Origin of the sequence: Vibrio sp. V12_P9A6T4 (assembly GCF_963874835.1) — a bacterium.
Classification (GTDB): domain Bacteria; phylum Pseudomonadota; class Gammaproteobacteria; order Enterobacterales; family Vibrionaceae; genus Vibrio; species Vibrio anguillarum.
Genome location: NZ_CAWNJO010000064.1, coordinates 1 through 19890, shown reverse-complemented (window position 1 = coordinate 19890; position 19890 = coordinate 1). Strand labels below are relative to the sequence as shown.

Annotated in this window: 19 protein-coding genes; 9 read left to right on the top strand and 10 right to left on the bottom strand. The window is 46.0% G+C overall.

What is annotated here, in order from left to right; all coding sequences use genetic code 11:
• Nucleotides 1–42 precede the first annotated feature (42 nt).
• Together AACQ42_RS10935 and gloA2 are read left to right on the top strand one after the other, a co-directional pair.
• Entirely contained in the window at nt 43–966 is a 924-nt protein-coding gene (locus tag AACQ42_RS10935; protein ID WP_094165529.1) for a LysR family transcriptional regulator, read from the top strand.
• 9 nt (nt 967–975) lie between these two features.
• On the top strand, nt 976–1359 hold the full coding sequence (gene gloA2, locus AACQ42_RS10930) for an SMU1112c/YaeR family gloxylase I-like metalloprotein (protein ID WP_088733477.1): 384 nt from the start codon (nt 976–978) through the stop codon (nt 1357–1359).
• Nucleotides 1360–1388: 29 nt separating this feature from the next.
• Here the strand turns inward: gloA2 and AACQ42_RS10925 are convergent, their stop codons facing one another.
• On the bottom strand, nt 1389–1754 hold the full coding sequence (locus AACQ42_RS10925) for a hypothetical protein (protein WP_170907548.1): 366 nt from the start codon (nt 1752–1754) through the stop codon (nt 1389–1391).
• A gap of 344 nt (nt 1755–2098) precedes the next feature.
• Here AACQ42_RS10925 and uhpT point away from each other — a divergent pair, with 344 nt between their 5' ends.
• From uhpT to AACQ42_RS10905, 4 genes are all read left to right on the top strand, one after another.
• The gene (gene uhpT / locus AACQ42_RS10920; protein WP_017048964.1) at nt 2099–3493 is read left to right on the top strand and encodes a hexose-6-phosphate:phosphate antiporter; all 1395 of its coding nucleotides are present in this window, start codon (nt 2099–2101) and stop codon (nt 3491–3493) included.
• Between the two features lie 195 nt (nt 3494–3688).
• Entirely contained in the window at nt 3689–4294 is a 606-nt protein-coding gene (gene uhpA, locus AACQ42_RS10915; protein WP_026028260.1) for a transcriptional regulator UhpA, read from the top strand.
• A complete protein-coding gene (uhpB, locus tag AACQ42_RS10910; protein ID WP_026028374.1) occupies nt 4294–5829 on the top strand; it encodes a signal transduction histidine-protein kinase/phosphatase UhpB in 1536 nt (511 codons plus the stop codon). The genes uhpA and uhpB overlap by 1 nt, the downstream gene beginning before the upstream one ends.
• A 19-nt stretch (nt 5830–5848) precedes the next feature.
• Nucleotides 5849–7183 carry an MFS transporter gene (locus AACQ42_RS10905; RefSeq protein WP_017048480.1) on the top strand — a complete coding sequence of 445 codons (1335 nt, stop codon included), beginning with the start codon at nt 5849–5851 and terminating at the stop codon, nt 7181–7183.
• A gap of 46 nt (nt 7184–7229) precedes the next feature.
• Here the strand turns inward: AACQ42_RS10905 and AACQ42_RS10900 are convergent, their stop codons facing one another.
• Nucleotides 7230–7616, bottom strand: a complete 387-nt coding sequence (locus AACQ42_RS10900; RefSeq protein WP_013868020.1) for a cytochrome b562 — start codon at nt 7614–7616, stop codon at nt 7230–7232.
• Between the two features lie 98 nt (nt 7617–7714).
• Nucleotides 7715–8458 (bottom strand): phosphatase, encoded by a 744-nt coding sequence (locus AACQ42_RS10895; RefSeq protein ID WP_017048481.1) that lies wholly within the window; start codon nt 8456–8458, stop codon nt 7715–7717.
• A 189-nt stretch (nt 8459–8647) separates the two neighbouring features.
• Here AACQ42_RS10895 and AACQ42_RS10890 point away from each other — a divergent pair, with 189 nt between their 5' ends.
• Nucleotides 8648–11524 carry an HD domain-containing phosphohydrolase gene (locus tag AACQ42_RS10890; RefSeq protein WP_303396285.1) on the top strand — a complete coding sequence of 959 codons (2877 nt, stop codon included), beginning with the start codon at nt 8648–8650 and terminating at the stop codon, nt 11522–11524.
• Here the strand turns inward: AACQ42_RS10890 and trmY are convergent.
• The 7 genes from trmY to AACQ42_RS10855 all read right to left on the bottom strand — a co-directional run bounded on the left by trmY (nt 11521) and on the right by AACQ42_RS10855 (nt 17190).
• The gene (gene trmY, locus AACQ42_RS10885; RefSeq protein ID WP_013868023.1) at nt 11521–12120 is read right to left on the bottom strand and encodes a tRNA (pseudouridine(54)-N(1))-methyltransferase TrmY; all 600 of its coding nucleotides are present in this window, start codon (nt 12118–12120) and stop codon (nt 11521–11523) included. The two genes, AACQ42_RS10890 and trmY, sit on opposite strands and share 4 nt — an antisense overlap.
• A gap of 79 nt (nt 12121–12199) precedes the next feature.
• Nucleotides 12200–13432 carry an organoarsenical effux MFS transporter ArsJ gene (gene arsJ / locus AACQ42_RS10880; RefSeq protein ID WP_094165526.1) on the bottom strand — a complete coding sequence of 411 codons (1233 nt, stop codon included), beginning with the start codon at nt 13430–13432 and terminating at the stop codon, nt 12200–12202.
• A 42-nt stretch (nt 13433–13474) separates the two neighbouring features.
• Complete coding sequence (locus AACQ42_RS10875) at nt 13475–13972, bottom strand: cyclin-dependent kinase inhibitor 3 family protein (RefSeq protein WP_094165525.1); 498 nt, start codon at nt 13970–13972, stop codon at nt 13475–13477.
• 12 nt (nt 13973–13984) lie between these two features.
• Nucleotides 13985–14986, bottom strand: a complete 1002-nt coding sequence (locus AACQ42_RS10870) for an ArsJ-associated glyceraldehyde-3-phosphate dehydrogenase (RefSeq protein WP_094165524.1) — start codon at nt 14984–14986, stop codon at nt 13985–13987.
• A 21-nt stretch (nt 14987–15007) separates the two neighbouring features.
• Nucleotides 15008–15349: a metalloregulator ArsR/SmtB family transcription factor gene (locus AACQ42_RS10865; RefSeq protein ID WP_013868027.1), complete on the bottom strand. Its 342-nt coding sequence runs from the start codon at nt 15347–15349 to the stop codon at nt 15008–15010.
• A 368-nt stretch (nt 15350–15717) separates the two neighbouring features.
• The gene (gene arsB / locus AACQ42_RS10860; RefSeq protein ID WP_094165523.1) at nt 15718–16776 is read right to left on the bottom strand and encodes an ACR3 family arsenite efflux transporter; all 1059 of its coding nucleotides are present in this window, start codon (nt 16774–16776) and stop codon (nt 15718–15720) included.
• An 84-nt stretch (nt 16777–16860) separates the two neighbouring features.
• Nucleotides 16861–17190, bottom strand: coding sequence for a metalloregulator ArsR/SmtB family transcription factor (locus AACQ42_RS10855; protein ID WP_019280807.1), 330 nt, complete (start codon nt 17188–17190; stop codon nt 16861–16863).
• Nucleotides 17191–17489: 299 nt separating this feature from the next.
• On the opposite strand from AACQ42_RS10855, the gene AACQ42_RS10850 reads away from it, so the two are divergent.
• On the top strand, nt 17490–18980 hold the full coding sequence (locus AACQ42_RS10850) for a SulP family inorganic anion transporter (RefSeq protein WP_094165522.1): 1491 nt from the start codon (nt 17490–17492) through the stop codon (nt 18978–18980).
• 10 nt (nt 18981–18990) lie between these two features.
• On the top strand, nt 18991–19839 hold the full coding sequence (locus AACQ42_RS10845) for a universal stress protein (protein WP_094165521.1): 849 nt from the start codon (nt 18991–18993) through the stop codon (nt 19837–19839).
• The last annotated feature ends 51 nt before the right edge of the window (nt 19840–19890 follow it).

The following is a 19890-nucleotide window of genomic DNA, read 5'->3' as shown; positions in this document are numbered from 1 at the left end:
GACATGGAAAACCATTCGTGAACTTCAGGCACAAATACAATTATGATCACGCATCGTCTTATCGCCCTGCTGCCTGATTTAGCGGCTTTCATTCTCGTCGTCAATGAAGGTAGCTTTACGGCAGCAGCTCAAAAGCTGGGGGTAACACCTTCGGCATTAAGTAAATTGATTACCCGTTTAGAACAAGCGCTATCAGTGAAGTTATTTGAGCGAACCACGCGCCAGCTCTTAATCACTCAGGCAGGAAAGCGCGTTTATGATCAAAGTCTGTTGATGGTCAACGCTGCGCAGCAAGCGGTTGAGCTTTCAACCTCTGACCACACCGAACCTGCAGGCGCACTCACTGTTGCGGCACCTGAAGCATTTTTGAACTCAGTTCTGCAACCCCTTGTGCTTCCTTTTCTAACTCAATACCCTGAAATTCAACTTAAGCTGAGAGCTGCAGATGGTGCGATCGATTTATTCAAACACAATATTGATGTGGCGTTTAAACTGACTGATAAGCCAGATGAAAACTTGGTATTGCGTGAAATTGGCAAAACCCACTTAGTGTTGTGCGCCAGCCCAGAATATATAGCGGCCAGAGGCACGCCAATCCACCCTATCGAATTAACGGCTCACGACTGCTTGTATCTTGCCGAAACCGAGCGTGACCATCTCTGGGATTTTCATAAAGAAGATGAGTTCCATACAGTGGCCGTCTCAGGCCGCTATGCAGTAAACCACTCACAAATGCGTTTGAACGGCGTGAAAAATGGCTTAGGTATCGGCATCTTCCATGATTTTGTCATTCAGCAAGCGCTCGTTGAAGGCAGCGTCGTCCGGCTATTAGCCGATTGGACGATCAAAAGTAATTACTACGGATCAATTGCCATGCAATATCCACAAACCAAGTACATGCCAGCAAGGCTGCGGGTGTTCATTGATTACGTCACTGAACATTTGGTCAGCAAACTCAATAAATAAAGGTTAATCATGCTAAAACGAATCCACCACGCGGCAATTATTTGTTCAGACTACGCACGTTCCAAAGCGTTTTATACTCAGATCTTAGGGCTGCCTGTTATTGCTGAAAATTACCGCGCCGCTCGCGATTCATACAAGCTGGATCTTGCTCTGCCCGATGGTGGACAAATTGAACTGTTCTCATTTCCAAATACACCACCAAGACCAAGCTTCCCTGAAGCTCAAGGGCTACGACATTTAGCGTTTGTGGTGAACAGTGTCAGTGAAGTCAAAGCGTATTTAGAGGAAAAAGGCGTCATCGTCGAGCCCATCCGCGTTGATGAGTTCACTGGTCGCGAATACACATTTTTCGCCGACCCAGATGGTTTACCGTTAGAGCTTTATTCTGAATAGTGAATAGAGGAAGGGATCAAAGCTATTTTCTAACACCAGTACAACAGATTAAATAATGGTGGCGCACGAGGAACTTGTTTTTCAAATCGTACACTTAGAGCCAAAAAAGTGTAGCTGTCTGAAACAAACAAGTTCAGTCGTGTCAGTAAAGGTGTCGTTGGAAGTGAATCTTGATGAAAGGTGGAGAAATGAGCAAAGGGACAGGGTTTCGTATGCTGTGTCTGTACTTTTCCCTCTTCAATTTGAACCAGCTCAAAACCATTAATGGTGCACAGTGTGGCCCAAACCCCCGCCGTATTGCCATGCGCGTTTATTACAGGCATAAGCGACACCAACACCCAACTGAGCGCGCTGGTGAGCAACATTATTCTGTTAAAACGGTTTAGGCGAATCATAGCAACACTCAATTTTTTCTTGTCGACACTATATAACGCAATGATAAAAATAACAGTGCGGCAGCGCTAAAAACTTAACAAATACCCTCAAGTTCGCTACAAATCGTTAGCTTAAAGACGACGTTTCAAGATGCATATCAATGTGACTCCATTCACGCTTTGTCTATCAATCCACCCAAACTAGGAAATATTCCTAACTCAGTTAGGCCATGCCCTCAAGTCAATCGCCAAGCCGATTTTTACAATCACTCTATAATGCAGCCAGACGGTTGCTAGCCATTCGACTCTGGTGTGAATTGACTGACAGCAGAGATTTCTTTGACGTGATTTTCTAAGGATTTCACATGCTAAAACTTTTGCAACAGGTTCGGCTACCGACCCTCGATCTCCCCGCAGCAGAACGCCGTAAAATGTGGTTCAAACCATTTTTACAATCATACCTTGTGGTGTTTATTGGCTACATGGCGATGTATTTAGTGCGCAAAAACTTCAACGTTGCACAAAACGATATGATTTCAACCTACGGCTTGTCGATGACACAGCTAGGACTGATTGGTCTTGGTTTCTCCATCACTTACGGGATTGGTAAGACAGTGGTCTCTTACTACGCCGATGGCAAGAACACGAAACAGTTCCTACCTTTTATGCTGATCCTTTCTGGTATTGCAATGCTTGGATTTAGCATGAGCATGGGCGGTTCAAGCGTCAGCATTTTCCTAATGGTTGCTTTTTATGCGCTAAGCGGTTTTTTCCAAAGTACTGGTGGGCCATCAAGCTACTCCACTATCACCAAATGGACGCCCAAAAATAAACGCGGCACCTACTTGGGTTTATGGAATATGTCGCACAATGTCGGCGGCGCAGGTGCGGCAGGCGTAGCACTGTTTGGTGCAAACTATCTCTTTAATGGTCATGTTGTGGGCATGTTTGTGTTCCCATCAATCATCGCATTAGTGGTGGGTTTCATTGGTTTGCGTTACGGTAGTGACTCTCCTGAAGCATACGGTTTAGGTACGGTCGAAGAGTTGTTTGATGAAGCGGTCAGTGAGGAAGATATTGCTGCGGAAGAAAACCAAATGACCAAACGTGAGATCTTTGTTGAATACATTTTGAAAAACAAAGTGATTTGGTTACTCTGCTTTGCCAACATCTTCCTCTACATCGTGCGTATCGGCATCGACCAGTGGTCTACTGTGTATGCCTATCAAGAACTTGGTTTGTCAAAAGAAGCGGCCATTTCAGGCTTCACTCTCTTTGAAGTGGGCGCATTAGTCGGCACTTTAATGTGGGGTTATCTGTCCGATCTTGCTAATGGCCGCCGAGCTTTGGTCGCCTGTGTCTCTCTGGGACTCATCATTGTTGCGCTCGAATTCTATCAGCACGCCACCAGCGAGTTTATGTATCTCGGGTCACTGTTTGTGCTAGGTTTCCTTGTTTTTGGCCCACAATTACTGATTGGTGTTGCTGCGGTTGGCTTTGTGCCGAAAAAAGCGATCAGTGTCGCCGATGGCGTTAAAGGCACCTTTGCTTACTTAATTGGTGATAGTTTTGCCAAACTTGGCCTAGGTATGATCGCCGACGGTACACCGATTTTTGGCCTCACTGGCTGGAAGGGCACCTTTGCTGCGCTCGACACTTCAGCGATGATCTGTATCGTACTGCTGATTTTTGTCGCGATCGCAGAAGAGCGTAAGATCCGCCATGAGAAAAGGCTAAAGCTGGCCGCAGCTGCCGCTTAGCTCCCAGCAAAATCAAACGCGATATTCTCTTTTATGAGTGTGTCGCGTTTTATTGTGCCACCCCTTCCTTTTTGACGCGCTAGACTCCTCTACAATGGCATCCATAGCAAAGGGATATATTGCTTGTTTAATTGTCTCTGTGGCGTTAGTTTAAGCTCCCTTTTTACTCAGGCAATATAAACAGCGGGGATTGTGATGATCAAAGTAGCACTAGTGGATGACCATATCGTGGTACGTTCAGGCTTTGCCCAACTCATGAACCTTGAAGACGATATCCAAGTGGTCGGCCAATTTAGCTCGGCGGCCGAAGCGCGCGCAGGGCTTCCCGGCACAGGGGCAAACGTCTGTATTCTTGATATTTCAATGCCTGATGAAAGCGGGCTGTCGCTGCTTCAAGATCTACCCTCTGGGATAGCATGCATTATGCTGAGCGTTCACGATTCCGCGGCCATGGTCGAAAAAGCCTTGGAGGCTGGAGCAAGAGGCTACTTAAGCAAACGTTGTAGCCCAGATGAACTTATCCAAGCCGTACGAACCAGCGCCCATGGTGGTTGCTACTTAACACCCGATATTGCGCTTAAACTCACCTCTCCCAAGCGCGAGGCAAAGCTATTAGCACAGTTGACCAAACGTGAGCGGCAAATCAGTGAAATGCTGGCTGCCGGGCTGGATGTGAAAGCGGTCGCCAATGAGCTTGGACTTAGCCACAAAACCATTCATGTCCATCGCGCCAATGCCATGGATAAGTTAGGTGTGAGCAATAACGTGGCCTTAGCGAAATATTTTTCTGACTCATTCTAATGCCACGCTATTTTATTACGTCACTCTGCGCTTGGTTTCTGCTCTCTTGCAGTTGGTTTTGCTTGTGGGTTATCGCCTACTATTTTGTCAACGATCCGGAACTGGCGATCTTCTTCTTTCCTTTTGCTCTGCGTTTAGGCACTGCGCTGCACAGTCCACAACGTTACTGGCCCGCGATTTATGGTGCAGAATGGTGGCTGACGATTGCGCTCGCCATGCTAATGGAACAACCTCAATGGCTGACAGTACTCGCCGCCAGTATCGCAACGCTGCCCTTAAACCTGCTCGCCCAGCGCTACTACCACGGAAGTCAGTGGCGTCGCTTTATTGTGATGGGCGGGTTGATCCTCGCCAGCGCTATCGTTAATACGCTGGCCACCACCTACCACGGCCATGCCGCGTCAATGGTGATGTTAGTCAGCATCACAGCTGGCTTAATGATTGTGCCAAGCTGCTATTTGATATGGAATTATCTTTTCCAAAGCACTTGGGTTCCACTGACGGCGAACTTAGTCTCTCGTCATATCGAATTTCGCACGCGTCACGTCTTACTCTACTCTTTACTATTTATTTTAAGCATTGCGCTGCAAATTGGTTTACCTGATGAACTTCGGCGTTTTGCGCCATTTTGTTTAGCCATCCCGATCATTTTGCTCGCTTTTCGCTACGGCTGGCAAGGTGCATTGCTCGGTACGCTGCTCAATAGCATTGCATTGATCGCGGCTCGTAGTGGTGTCTCTAATATGGAAGTCACTGATCTCCTGCTCTCTCTTTCAGCACAAAGTTTAACCGGCATTTTGCTGGGAATGGGTGTACAGCGACAAAGAGATCTCAACACCAAGCTGCGCCAACAGCTTGATCGTAACCAAAATTTGTCCCGCCAATTAGTCAAAGCTGAAGAATCTGTTCGGCGCGATATTGCTCGCGAGCTGCACGATGAGATCGGTCAAAACATTACCGCTATCCGTACTCAAGCCAGCATTATTCAACGCGTCGAATCTCAACCCGTCACCAGCAATTGTGCTAAAACCATTGAATCTCTCTCTTTAAATGTTTACGACACAACTAAAAGTTTGCTAACCCGTTTACGCCCTAAAACCTTAGATGATTTAGGCCTAGTCGAAGCACTGGATCAACTGCTGCGTGACCTTGAATTTGAGACGCACGGCATTCAAACCCAAGTGGTTTGGACGGGGAATTCAACCGCTCAACTGCAAAAGCTAAGTGATGCCACCAAAGTGACCCTTTATCGATTGTGCCAAGAGGCGCTCAATAACGCCTTAAAATACGCGGAAGCTAGCCACATTGTGATTGAGTTTTCGTTGGCAAGTGATGTCACACTGCGCATTCACGATGATGGCATCGGTTTCAAAGCACAAGCTCAGCTGAACGGCTTTGGTTTACGAGGTATGCGTGAGCGAGTCGAGGCATTGGGTGGCCACTTTCAGATTATTAGCCACTGTCAGTCTACAACAGCCAACCACGATCTAAGCGAGAATGGCACTCAGCTTACCGTCACACTGCCCCACTTATAATCGTGGAATATAAAGCACTATGATAAATTTTCTACGCTCTCAACCACCGCAACCGCTTCTTGCATCAGCGCAGGAGGTTAACCAGCAGTACCGTTATTGGCGCTTTCACATCATGATGGCGATGTATGTCGGTTATGCGCTTTTCTACTTCACGCGTAAAAGTTTGAATTACGCCATGCCCGCGATGATTGCTGACCTCGGTTTAGATAAGAGTGATATTGGCATCATGGGTACTTTGTTTTACATCACCTATGGTATCTCAAAATTTCTGTCTGGGATTTTGTCGGACCGCTCCAACCCGCGCTATTTTATGGGCCTAGGGTTAATGGCAACGGGTTTTATCAATATTCTGTTTGGCTTTTCAAGCTCAATCAGTATGTTCATCTTACTCTGGGTGCTCAATGCTTGGTTCCAAGGTTGGGGATGGCCTTCTTGCTCTAAACTCCTGACAACTTGGTATTCGCGCTCTGAACGTGGTTTTTGGTGGGCGTTATGGAATACCGCTCATAACGTGGGGGGCGCGTTGATCCCATTACTGGTTGGCTTTCTCACTTTCCATTTTAGTTGGCGCGAAGGTTTTATTGTACCGGGCTGTTTAGCCGTTATTGGTGGGGTTTTCTTATGTTGGCGATTGCGTGATAAACCAATGACCCAAGGTTTACCCAGTGTTGGTCAATGGCGTAATGACGCCCTTGAACTGGCGCAAGAAAATGAAGGCCTCGGCCTTAGCACTAAACAGATCTTGCACAAATATGTGTTAGGAAATAAGTACATTTGGTTACTCGCCTTGAGCTATGTACTGGTTTACATAGTGCGTACTGCCATCAATGATTGGGGAAATATCTACCTTACCGAGCAACAAGGCTATGATTTGATCACGGCTAATGGCGCGCTTTCGCTGTTTGAAGTCGGTGGGTTTATTGGATCGTTAGTCGCAGGCTGGGGCTCAGACAAACTGTTTGGCGGCAACCGTGGGCCAATGAATCTGATTTTTTCAATGGGCATTTTTCTTTCGGTGGCAGCGCTGTGGCTGATGCCGTTAACGGGGTTTGTATTCCAAGCCGCTGGCTTTTTTACGATTGGCTTTTTTGTCTTTGGCCCACAAATGTTAATTGGTATGGCCGCCGCGGAGTGTTCTCACAAAGATTCGGCTGGCGCAGCAACTGGGTTTGTGGGGTTATTTGCGTATATGGGCGCAGCGCTCGCCGGTTACCCGTTAGCCATTATTGTCGAGCAATTCGAATGGCGAGGCTTTTTTGTCACCATTTCTGTTTGCGCCGCTGTGATCGGCTTACTACTGCTGCCTTTCTTACAAGCTCAGTTTTCAGGCAGCGACCACCCCACGAACCATTGAACGTTATAACCAATCCAACGTTATCGTGAGGGGGCCACAAAGCTGATTAACCAAATAAGCGCTTCCAGATACTTGGGTTACGCTGCTCGTGGTATTCAACACGCAGTTCGTCTACCGTCCGCAGCGTTTGTTGAGCTTGCTCTAAATTTCCTTGCTCAAGATCCACTTCGATTTTGTCTAATGCCACTGAAAGCTTATTAAACCCTTCTAAATAGAGATCTTGCTTCTCCGGTGGATAATTTCCTCGTTTTGACTCTTCAACCAACTGACTTAATCTCTCAATGGGTGCTTGCATTGTTTCAACGCTGGTCGCTTCTGCCGCTTGTTTAAATTCAAGCTTCATTTGTTTCATGTTCTGTTTTAAGTCAACATTAGCCGCCGACACGCTAGCCGCAAATAATGCGCAAGCTGTTAATATCATTATTTTTTTCATAATTATTTCTTTTTATTCTGGCAAGAAGTGCCAAGTTTAATGGATCTCAAGATAAAAGAGGGACAAATTTTTGTCATTTTTTATGACCTCTTTACGGCTTATAGTGTTTGATATTCTGCGATCGCTTTTCGCCCGCGCAGTACTAAAAAGGCCAGAAACTGCTCGACACTGTGCGTAATCACTTTCTCAGCAGCAATACCAACGTTCTCAAGCAGTTCACTGGCCAGTTGAAGTTGGCCGATATCTTGACAAAAATGGGCATCGCTGCCAGTGGTAACATAAGCACCATGCGCTTTCGCCACCTTAGCAATTTCATAACAGCGATCGACACTCCCTACCCTGCTGTGTCCTTTTAAGGTGCTGTTATTAATTTCTATCGCAACGTGATGCTGGGCGGCGCAGGCGATCACCTCATCAAAATCAAAATCGAAATTAGGGTTACCTAAGTGCCCTAGCGCATCCACTCGTCCACCTTTAATCACATTGATTAACGCTTCGGTATGCGCCGCTTTATCGGCAGGCTGAAATACGGGCTCATGAAAACTGGCGATCACCCAATCTAAGTTTTGGTCAACCGAAGGGTGAACATCAATCTCGCCAGCACGATTCATGATGTTGGACTCAATGCCTCGGATAATGGCAACACCGTCTAAAAAGCGCGGCAAAATACGTTGATTGGAGAAGAACCAATAATGCGGCGCTCCAGGCATCGACTGCGCATGATCGGTTGTGCAAAACATTGCTAATCCATTTTCTTTAGCTGAACGCGCGTTTTCAATGAGCGTGCTGTAAGCGTGACCACTTGCATAAGTGTGAGTATGAGTATCAACGACAAGATTCATTTTAATTATTCCATTCCAACAGCGATGCTTCAGTGTAACAGCCTCGCTGATAGCACTTCAATCTAAGGGCGATATATTCACCATATCGACACTTTTTGATCGGATGAAAACACACCGATGTGAAATGGTTTTTTGCAACTTACCCACATTGAACAATACTTAGCAATGTCATCCAATTCGGAGTTGGTTATGAAACGACGTCGTTACTCACTGAGCATTCACATTACGAGTCTCTTTTTAGTGCTCGCCATGGTGATCGGCATTGTATTGATTGGCATAAGTTATCACCATAGTCAGCAACTACTGACGGTAAGTGCACAAGGATTAAGTAGCGAAAACAGCAAAAAACTGGAATCAGCATTTAAACAAAGTGCCGCACCTATCTTGACTACGCTCGATTTTTTAGCTTTTAGTAACGTAATTGATCAACCGGATAAAGTCATCTCGGACCCACGCCAACTCGCCACCGTTTGGCTGACCTTCCAACGTAATCCACAGTTGGTCGCGCTCTATTATTGTGACGAAGCTGGAGCTTGTACTACATTTCGCTCGCTGAGCTTTGATAAAGCCAAACAGCGTTTTGATGCCCCCGCGCAAGCTCAGCTATTGGCCCATTACACTCAAGTTGATGGCACTAACCGCTTTATCTATTTAGACCAGAACCTTGAAAGCCTGCTCGACAAACAAGATAACAATAATAAATTTGATCCTCGCGTGCGTCCTTGGTTTACCTCGGCAAGTCAAGATGGCGCGATACGCTTAACGGAACCTTATTTCTTTTTCTTCCTACAAACGAGTGGCGTCACACTGTCACGTAGATCGGCCGATGGAAAGAGTGTGCTTGGCGCCGATTTCACGCTTGACTCACTGTCAAAACAGATGAGTACGATGGGTTTTTCTGACAGTGCTCAGCTCATTTTGTTCGATAATCAATTTAGACCACTCGCCCAACACAATACTAAGTTCGAGCTACAACAAGATCCCTCACAGATTGCACAGCAACTACAGCAAAGTACTTTTGCACCAATATTGAATCGGGTCAGCAGCCAAACTTTGTATGAAACGGTCAATATGAATGGCACAACGTGGTCGGTGACGTTAACGCCGGTACTTTTAAACGACAATGTACGCTTGTTGCTGGCAGAAGCGGTACCGCAAGACGATTTGATCGCAGATTTGCTCTCGATGCGAGATCAGCAGATTTTTGTCGCGTTAATCATGCTCGCTATCGCTTTTGCAGTGGTTGGTTTTGTGGCGCAAAGGCTCGCCAGCCCTTTAGGTAACCTAGTGCAATTGACCGACAACATCACGCGCTTTGAATTTAAAAAGACACGCTACCCAAAAAGCCGGATCCGCGAAGTTGCCAATTTAACCCAATCGATAGAGCTCATGGAGCATACACTGCACGACTTGCTGCGACTATTACGCGAAACCGCCAGCAATCAAGAATTCAGTGTGTTAGCCAAAACGATTACCCATCAAAGCTATTTGATCACTCGAGCTGAAACTATTTTGCTCTACACTTACGCCAACGAAAATAACCAATTTATCACCGCAGCAAACCACGCCATCATTCCCTTTAAGCTTGATATCAACCAGTTGTCTCAAGAGATGCCGTGGCTACTTTCTGAACTGCGCAAAGGCCAAACGGTTCATTTATCTAAAACCGATAATTCGATGCGTAAGCATAAAGATGAGCTGTATAATTCTGATCTTTATCTTTTCCCACTGCTCAACCGAGACAAGCAGTTAGTTGGCGTATTAAACCTAGGCTACGAACGGGCCATCACTCCCGATCAGCAAGACAAACATGCATTTTTACGAGAGCTGCTCAGTTTTGCCGAAATCGCTAAAGACAATATCGACAAAATGCAACGGCAAAAGGAGATGCTCAACTCGTTTATTGAATTGATCGCATCAGCCATTGATACCAAATCCCCTTACACGGGCGGCCATTGTCAGCGAGTTCCTGAATTAACCAAAATGATCACTAAAGCGGCGGAAAACGATCGCACCTATTTCCCACAATTTTCCATGACCAATGAAGAGTGGGAAGAGCTCACTCTCGCCGCTTGGCTGCATGATTGTGGAAAAGTGACCACGCCTGAATATGTGATTGATAAAGCGACCAAATTAGAAACGATCTACGACAGAATTCACGAAATTAGAATGCGTTTTGAGCTGCTCAAATGTCAAGCTGAAACGGACTACTGGCAAGGTGTTGCGCAGGGTAAGAACGAGCCAGATCTCAAGCAGCAGTTGCTGACGAACCAACAAATCCTCGATGAGGAATTTGCTTTCGTCGCGCAGTGTAATATTGGCAGTGAGTTTATGAGCGATGATGACCTTTCCCGCTTAGAGCGAATTGCGCAAAGAGAGTGGAAACGGACTTTGGATGATCAACTCGGTACTTCTTGGATAGAGAACCAACGTGCAGGAGAGTCAAAACCATTGCCCACTATGGAGCGCTTGCTTGATGATAAACCCGTACATCAGTTGCACTGGGTGAACGGTTGCCGTCCACAAGATCTGTGGCAAGAAAACTTTATTTTACAACCGGGAGAACTGCGCTATAACCGAGGTGAGCTCTATAATTTGTCCATTCGCCGTGGCACGCTCACTAACGAAGAACGCTTCATGATTAATGATCACATTGTGCAAACCATCATGATGCTCAAGCGGCTACCTTATCCTGAACATATGAAAAACGTTCCTGATATTGCGGGAAGCCACCATGAACGAATGGATGGCGCGGGTTATCCAAGAGGTTTAAATGAAGAGCAGCTTTCCATCCCCGCTCGAGTGATGGCAATAGCCGATGTGTTTGAAGCACTGACCTCTAGCGATCGCCCCTATAAAAAGGCCAAAACGCTCAGCGAATCGATCGCGATCATGACCACCATGGCCACCACAGGCCATATTGATCCGAAGCTTTACTTACTCTTTTTAGAAAAAGAGATTTATCAAGACTATGCGGATCGGTTTTTACACTCCGATCAGCACAGCCCAATTGATAAAGAAGCACAGATAAAAAAAGTAAAAATGAGTTTGAAAAAGACTTTTTAAAGACCGCGAATATCTAACTCATTCTGGATCAGCACAATGCACTGCGAGGCAAACAGCATTCGAGGCCCAAGGCTGATTTTCTGTGTATTAAGGCGCTTTAAACTGTTCCAACTTTTTTTCGGCATCGGGATGTGGTCAGTAAGTAAAAAGCAGCTGTCGTCAGAAAATTGATGCTCACGGACACTTTCGCCTTTTTTATCCAGTAAATACAAGTGGTAACTTTCAGAAAGGCGTTGCACCAACTTTTCAAAACTGATGGTTTCAACCGTGAGTCCTTGCTCGACCTCTCGGGTTTGCTCTTTGCCCATACCCACGGAAACGTCTAAAGCGTGGCCTATTTTGGTCAGCAAGGCTTGCTCGTGAAAGCCACCGATATTGTGCAACTGGCTCGACTCAAAGCATAAAGTCCGCGAGAAATCTTGCGTACTTTCCAGCACTAAGTAGACCACCACGTCATCACGATGCGACTGCGCAGTAAAAATAGCGTTCATGAGTACGTGGGCCAAAATTTCGGTGTGGGCTTCTTGCCCAACAGAGGCTAAAAAAGTCTGTTTATCCGTGGAAGCGGCACGGGCCCTTACAACAAAAGCTCTCATGTGACTGACTCAATTCATTCAATAAAGCACGGACTCTATCACAATCTCCATCTACTGGAATAGTGATCTACTGGTGAAGCTACGGTTCGCTCGTCAACACAGCTTTGCTTTTCGGGAGCCCCAATGAAATGAGAGTGGTCAGCAGCAGAAAACCAAACGAAACCCACAAACACGCCGCTAATCCCCAAAGTTGGAAAACCCACCCGGAAAGCACGGTACCGATTAAACGCCCCATCGCGTTTGCCATGTAGTAAAAACCAACATCAAGCGATACACCATCCCCCTTGGCATAGCTCACGATCAAATAGGAATGCAGCGATGAGTTAATCGCAAAGACCGCGCCGAAAAGCAGTAACCCCGCGATGATCACGACTTCCGGATGCCACTGCGCTTGAATGCTGTAGGCGATCAAACCGGTAATCAGCGCCAGTAGCGCCGCCCAACCGAGCGCAGATCGCCCATCCGGCACTTGGTCTGAAGCACTGCCCGTTATTTTAGGAGCAAACCCTTGGATCACGCCGTAGCCAATCACCCAGAGCGCTAAAAAGCCGCCCACGGCACTGTGATCCCAACCAAAAACGCTGCCCAGATAAATGGGTAAGGCAATCACAAACCAAACGTCTCGCGCGCCAAATAAAAATAGGCGAGCCGCCGATAAAATATTCACGCTGCGCGATTTGGAGAAAATCTCTGAAAATTTCGGTTTGGTTTTGGCTTTGCCAATATCGGCTTGCAAGCTAAGCAAACTGCCGATAAAAACCAACAGCAATACCGCCGCCATAGCCCCTACCGCATATTGAAAGCCGATCCAAGAGAGCAAGACACCACCGAGAAAAAAGCCGGCCCCTTTTAGAGCGTTTTTTGAACCCGTAAGAATGGCTATCCACTTGTAGAGTGCGCCTTGTGCATTTTCAGGGACTAACGTTTTGATCGCACTTTTTGCACTCATTTTATTGAGATCTTTTGCGATGCCCGATAACGCCTGCGCCGCCATTACCCAAGGAATGGTTAACCATGCCGCAGGTACAGCAAGCATCAAGAGCGCGAATATTTGCATACCAAGGCCAATATTCATGGTGCGATTCAGTCCTAAACGCGCACCAAGCCAACCGCCAATCAGGTTCGTCACCACGCCAAAAAATTCATAAAAGAGAAACAAAGACGCAATCGCTAAGGTCGAATAACCCAAATCATAAAAATACAACACCACTAACATGCGCAGCGCGCCGTCAGTGACGGTAAAATTCCAATAATTAAAAGTCACTAGCATGTACTGGCGAACGTTTTGGTTGAGTTGAGACAGCATAATCACTCTCTTTGCAAAAGAGCCGCCTAAGGCAGCTCTTTGGGACTGTTATTGATTAACAAATTGTTTGATGTACTCAACTTGTACATCTTTGGTAAACGCACCCGGTCTTAATGATTGAACGTGAGTAATAATGTTTTGCAGTTCCCAACCTTTCTCCAGCAATAAATGAGCAGCAAGTAAACCAGTACGACCCGATCCACCCATGCAATGCATGGCAATCTTATCTCCCTTGGCAAGCGCCTGATGAAGTGACGGGGAGATACTTTGCCAATGCGTTTGAAACTGGTGGTCGGGTGCGCAATCATCTTCAATTGGGGCGTGAAACCATTGCAGCCCCGCTTGTTCAACCACTTTAGGCAAGTCACCAACACCTTTCTCTTGCATCTCTTCGTGACTTAGAGCCGTCACCACAACGGTAACACCTTGAGATGTCAGTTGTTCAATACTCTCAACCAGAGGAAGATCTTTTGTCCCCGGGCAAGGCGTCAATACCAAACCAGCGCTGTTTTCTGCAACAGGCAGTTCCCATGTAGGATGTGTCATTTCTTTGCTCCTTTATGCCAAACCGACTTTGCGTACTAATTCTGCGGTACGCGTTGCGTAACCCATTTCGTTATCATACCAAGCGTAAATTTTCACCATGCGCTTGCCCACCACCATGGTCGAGAGTGCGTCGACAATCGTTGAGCGTTGGTCGCCTTTATAATCAATCGATACCAATGGCCGCGCTTCAAAACCGAGAATGCCTTTGAGCTCATTTTCTGAAGCCGCTTTCAGTAGCGCGTTGACTTCTTCCGCGCTGGTATCGCGTTTCACATCAAAAATAATGTCGGTTAACGAGGCATTGGCTAGCGGCACACGCACCGCGTGACCGTTAATTTTGTCTTTCAGATCGGGGAAGATTTCCACAATCGCTGTCGCAGAACCGGTTGTGGTCGGGATAAGGCTCATACCACACGCACGAGCGCGGCGTAGATCTTTGTGTGGTGCATCCAAAATGGTTTGCGTGTTGGTCAAGTCGTGAATGGTCGTAAACGAGGAATGTTCAATACCCAGTTGCTCGTGAATCACTTTGACGATAGGCGCAATGCAGTTGGTGGTACAAGAAGCGGCCGTAACAATCTGATGTATTTGTGGGTCAAAGATGTGGTCATTGACCCCAACCACGATATTGGCAATACCCGCTTCTTTTACCGGAGCCGATACCACCACGCGTTTAACACCTTGCACTAAATACTGATTCAAAAACTCAGATTTGCGGTGTTTACCTGTTGCTTCGATGACCACATCACAACCAGACCAATCCATATCATTGATCGCTTTTTGTTGTGAGGTACGAATAACCTTACCGTTGGCAATGATCGCATTACCGTCGCTTGTCACTTGGTGATGCCAACGGCCTTGTATTGAATCAAATTCGAGCAAATGAGCCAAGGTCGCCGCGTCACCCGCAACGTCGTTAATCTGCACAAATTCGATCTCTGGCCAATCAAATGACGCCCTTAATGCTAAACGACCAATGCGGCCAAATCCGTTAATTCCGACTTTAATCGACATATTTATTTCCTTTTATCCCTTCTAAACACAGCATTCTGGGCGAGATTCCATCTCTGCCAGCCTTTGCATATCTTGTTGGTATTCTTTTTTCAGGCAGTTGGATTCCACCAGCCCTTGAATTTGTTTTTTCATCCATCCGGGTAGTTGGTCCGATAACCGATAAAACACCCATTGGCCTTGCCTTGTATCAACCACCACTCCACTGGAACGAAGTAGAGCCAGATGGCGAGAAATTTTCGGTTGGCTCTCATTTAACGCTTGTGTCAACTCGCCGACACACACTCGTTGCTCACGTGCAATCATGAGTAAACAACGCACCCGCGTTTCATCGGACAGCAATTTAAAAAACTGATGAGGTAGCATTTTACTTATCTCTGCATATGCGGATGTGCATATGTATTATATAAAAAGAAATCGCTGTCAATAGAAAAGTTACCGCTAAATAAAAGTTACCGCTGACTTCAGAGAACAATGCTAAAGCGAGCAGTAAAATAGCTGATGGTATGTTGCAGGGCTTTTGTGGCATTTTGATTACAATCGATTTCCCAATAGATCTATTTTTGATACGCCGATCATACCCCGATACATCGCAACATTGGGATCAAGAGTTCGTGCGTAGCAGAACATAGATGACGTTTCTAACTCATTCACAAACATTTCACATTTTCAAAACAGTCTACGGTTATGAAATTTAATGAGAAAAATATCCTGCAGTTCGGACTCAGAGAGCGCTAGTATTTCTTTTTCATACGCAGCGCGACGTTGACCAAGGCAATCAACATCGGCACTTCAACCAAGGGCCCAATCACACCCGCAAATGCTTGATCGGAATTTAAACCGAACACGGCAATCGAAACGGCAATCGCCAGTTCAAAGTTGTTGCCTGATGAAGTAAAAGCAATTGAGGCATTTTGATCGTAAGGAATGCCCAGTTTTTTACCAATGAAAAAGCTGACAAAAAACATCACTAAAAAGTAAATCACCAAAGGTATTGCAACGCGTATTACATCCATCGGCAGCTCAATGATCATCTCGCCTTTCAGGCTGAACATCAAAACTATCGTCGCTAGTAGTGCCACCAGCGTAATCGGTGAAATACGCGGAATAAACTCCTCGTTGTACCATTGCTCACCTTTCGCGGCCACCAACCATTTGCGACTTAAAAAGCCAGCTAAAAATGGGATACCGAGATAAATCAGCACACTTTCTGCGATATCGAGAATGGTAATATCAACCACAAAGCTCTCGAGCCCAAAATACGGCGGCAAAACAGTAATAAATAGCCACGCCATAAAACTGTAAGTGACGATTTGGAATGCACTGTTGAGCGCCACCAACGCTGCGCCGTACTCTTTGTTCCCACCGCTGATATCATTCCACACCAATACCATCGCGATGCAACGCGCCTGACCAATTAAGATCAGTCCGACCATATAACCCGGATAATCGCGTAAGAAAATGATCGCCAATGCAAACATCAAGATAGGCCCGACAATCCAGTTCATCATTAAAGAGAGTGTGATGGCGCGTTTATCACGAGTCACTTCACCTAGTAGGCTGTAATTCACTTTTGCCAGTGGTGGATACATCATCAAAATCAAACCGATCGCCAGCGGAATATTGGTCGAACCGACCGACATGCTCTCATTCCACTGCGCCACTTGCGGAAAGAAGACACCGATCGCTACCCCGAGCCCCATCGCAAGGAAAATCCACAAGGTTAGATAGCGATCGAGAAAACTCATTTTTTCGGCTGCAGAGGCTTCTGCGCAGACAGGTAATTCACTCATACATCACATCTCTCGGTCAGTCTAAAAAGGGAGCCGCGCACAACTTTCTACTTACAGCCATGGCGAAATAGCAACGCTAAAATTTCATTCATTTTGACAAGATGGTTGAGCAATACGCGTTAGCTCTTGCGCAATCAATGCAGCATTGTGGTTCAGCGTGATGTCCAATATCTGCACCATCCAACTTTCCAGCTCAGGATTGATTTGGTAGTACACCCACTTGCCACGACGCTCATCAATCACTAATTCATTTTTTCTCAGTTCTGCTAAATGGCGTGACACCTTAGGCTGACTTAATTGCAACGCATTCATTAAATCACACACACACAACTGCCCTTTGTGCTTCATCAACAGCAAGGATTTAAGCCTCGTCTCTTCAGACAAGGATTTATAAAAAGATAAACTGCGGCACATAAACAATACATATGGAATATCGAATGTGTTTAAGTGTAAGGAGCAAAAGAATAAAAGTCAAACACCAGAACTATCCTCGCCTCGCGCACGACGGGCGGCGCTTGAAAAGCAGCGTGATAACGGGAGAAATGATTACTGCAATACAAATAACGATCGTTTGGTTGACCTACACCACATCAATGATTAGGATCACATTTTAAAAATCAACTAAGAGACGTTGCGAATGCTGCTTACGCCGCCCTAGATTGATCTTTACCTCTCACAACTCACCTTTTTATTTCATTTTTTAGAGATCAAGTATGCTACAAAATATTAAGCGCGATTGGTTTTCCAATGTGCGAGGGGATGTTCTAGCTGGCACTGTCGTTGCGTTAGCATTAGTTCCTGAGGCAATAGCCTTTTCTATCATCGCAGGTGTAGACCCTAAAATCGGCCTTTACGCTTCATTCAGTATTGCCGTGATCATTTCAATTGTCGGTGGACGACCCGGCATGATCTCAGCAGCTACTGGAGCAATGGCGCTGTTGATGGTCACTTTAGTCAAAGAGCATGGCTTGCAATATCTACTGGCAGCCACTGTTTTGACCGGGGTTCTACAAATACTGGCCGGTTACCTCAAACTGGGCGATTTGATGCGTTTTGTATCACGTTCGGTCGTGACGGGGTTTGTTAACGCGCTGGCGATTCTGATTTTTATGGCGCAATTACCAGAGCTGACCAATGTAACATGGCATGTTTATGCCATGACACTCGGTGGGCTGGCGATTATCTATCTATTCCCCTACGTCCCTGTGATTGGCAAATTGCTACCTTCGCCATTAGTGTGCATTATCGCCTTAACTCTGATTGCTATCAGCTTTGGCATTGATATTCGCACTGTGGGCGATATGGGTGAATTACCAGATACTTTACCGATATTTTTATGGCCAGATGTTCCGCTCAACCTTGAAACCTTATGGATTATATTTCCTTATTCAGCCGGATTGGCCGTTGTCGGTTTATTAGAATCAATGATGACAGCAACCATTGTTGACGATTTAACCGATACCAACAGTGATAAAAATCGCGAATGTAAAGGCCAAGGTATCGCCAATATTGCCACTGGCTTTCTTGGCGGCATGGCCGGTTGTGCGATGATTGGTCAATCGATCATCAACATTAAATCCGGCGGACGCGGCAGGCTCTCTACTTTTTGCGCCGGTATTCTACTGATCATCATGGTGGTGTTTTTAAGTGATTGGCTCAAGCTCATCCCGATGGCGGCTTTAGTCGCGGTAATGATCATGGTTTCCATTGGGACCTTCTCTTGGAGTTCGGTAAAGGATCTCAAAACTCACCCACTTTCTACCAGCATCGTGATGATCGCGACCGTCGTTGTTGTGGTTGCAACCCATAACTTAGCGATCGGTGTCGGTGTCGGCGTGCTGCTTGCTTCTCTCTTCTTTGCTAACAAAATTGGCCGCTTCATGGTGGTTAAAAGTGAACTCTCTGAAAATGGAGAAGAGCGTACCTATCGTGTTGTTGGGCAAGTCTTCTTTGCTTCGTCAGATCAATTTATGAACGCGTTTGACTTCAAAGAGGTCTTAGAGCGTGTCACTATCGACCTCTCTGCAGCGCACTTTTGGGATATTACTTCGGTTTCTTCGCTAGATCGTGCTGTTATCAAATTCCGACGTGAAGGGACCGATGTAAACATCATCGGTATGAATGAAGCAACAGCAACGATTGTCGATAAATTCGGCGTGCATGGTAAGCCAGAAGAAGTTGAAAAGCTGATGGGCGGACATTAAGGAACAGATTATGACCAATATTATTGCTTGCATCGATGGATCGATTTATTCACAGTCGGTCGCCAATTTAAGCGTGTGGGCCGCCAAAAGCTTACAAGCACCGTTAACCTTACTGCACGTACTTGATAAAGCGGCCAATCAAACCGAAAGTGAGTTATCTGGTAACATCGGTTTAGGCAGCCGAGAACAGCTATTGAAAGAGCTTATTGAACTAGACGAAAAGCGTTCTAAACTGGCCTTAAGGCACGGTAAAGCGTTACTCAATGAGCTAGAAACCAAAGCTCATGAACAAGGTTTACAAGATGTGCGTAAACTGCAAAAGCACGGCAACCTGTTAGAAACTTTGCTTGATCTTGAAAACGAAATTCGTGTATTGGTGGTCGGTAAATCAGGTGAAGTGCACCAAAACGACGCCATGGCCGTTGGATCTCAATTAGAGAGTATCGTGCGTACAATGAAGTCCCACACCTTAGTGGCAACGGGTGATTTTACGCCACCACAAAGCTATCTATTAGCCTTTGATGGCAGTGAAATTAGCCAAAAACTAGTGGATAAAGCCATTAAAACACCGCTGCTAAAAGGGCTGGAGTGCCATTTGGTGATGGTGGAAGATAACCACGATAAAGCGATCGCGTTTAAAGCTGCCGCCGAAAAATTGTGTGAACACGGTATTCACGTTGTGGAAGCGTGCTTATCTGGCGAAGTTCATAAGGCGATTCTTCAGTACCAACAACAAAACCAACTTGGCATGATCGTCATGGGCGCGTTTGGACACTCTAAACTTCGTCAGTTTTTTGTTGGTAGTAACACCACTCGGCTCTTAGCCGAATCAAGCGTACCGATGCTATTGATACGATAATAATTGATAAATTAACCATATAGATAAAGCCTTCTTCGGAAGGCTTTTATT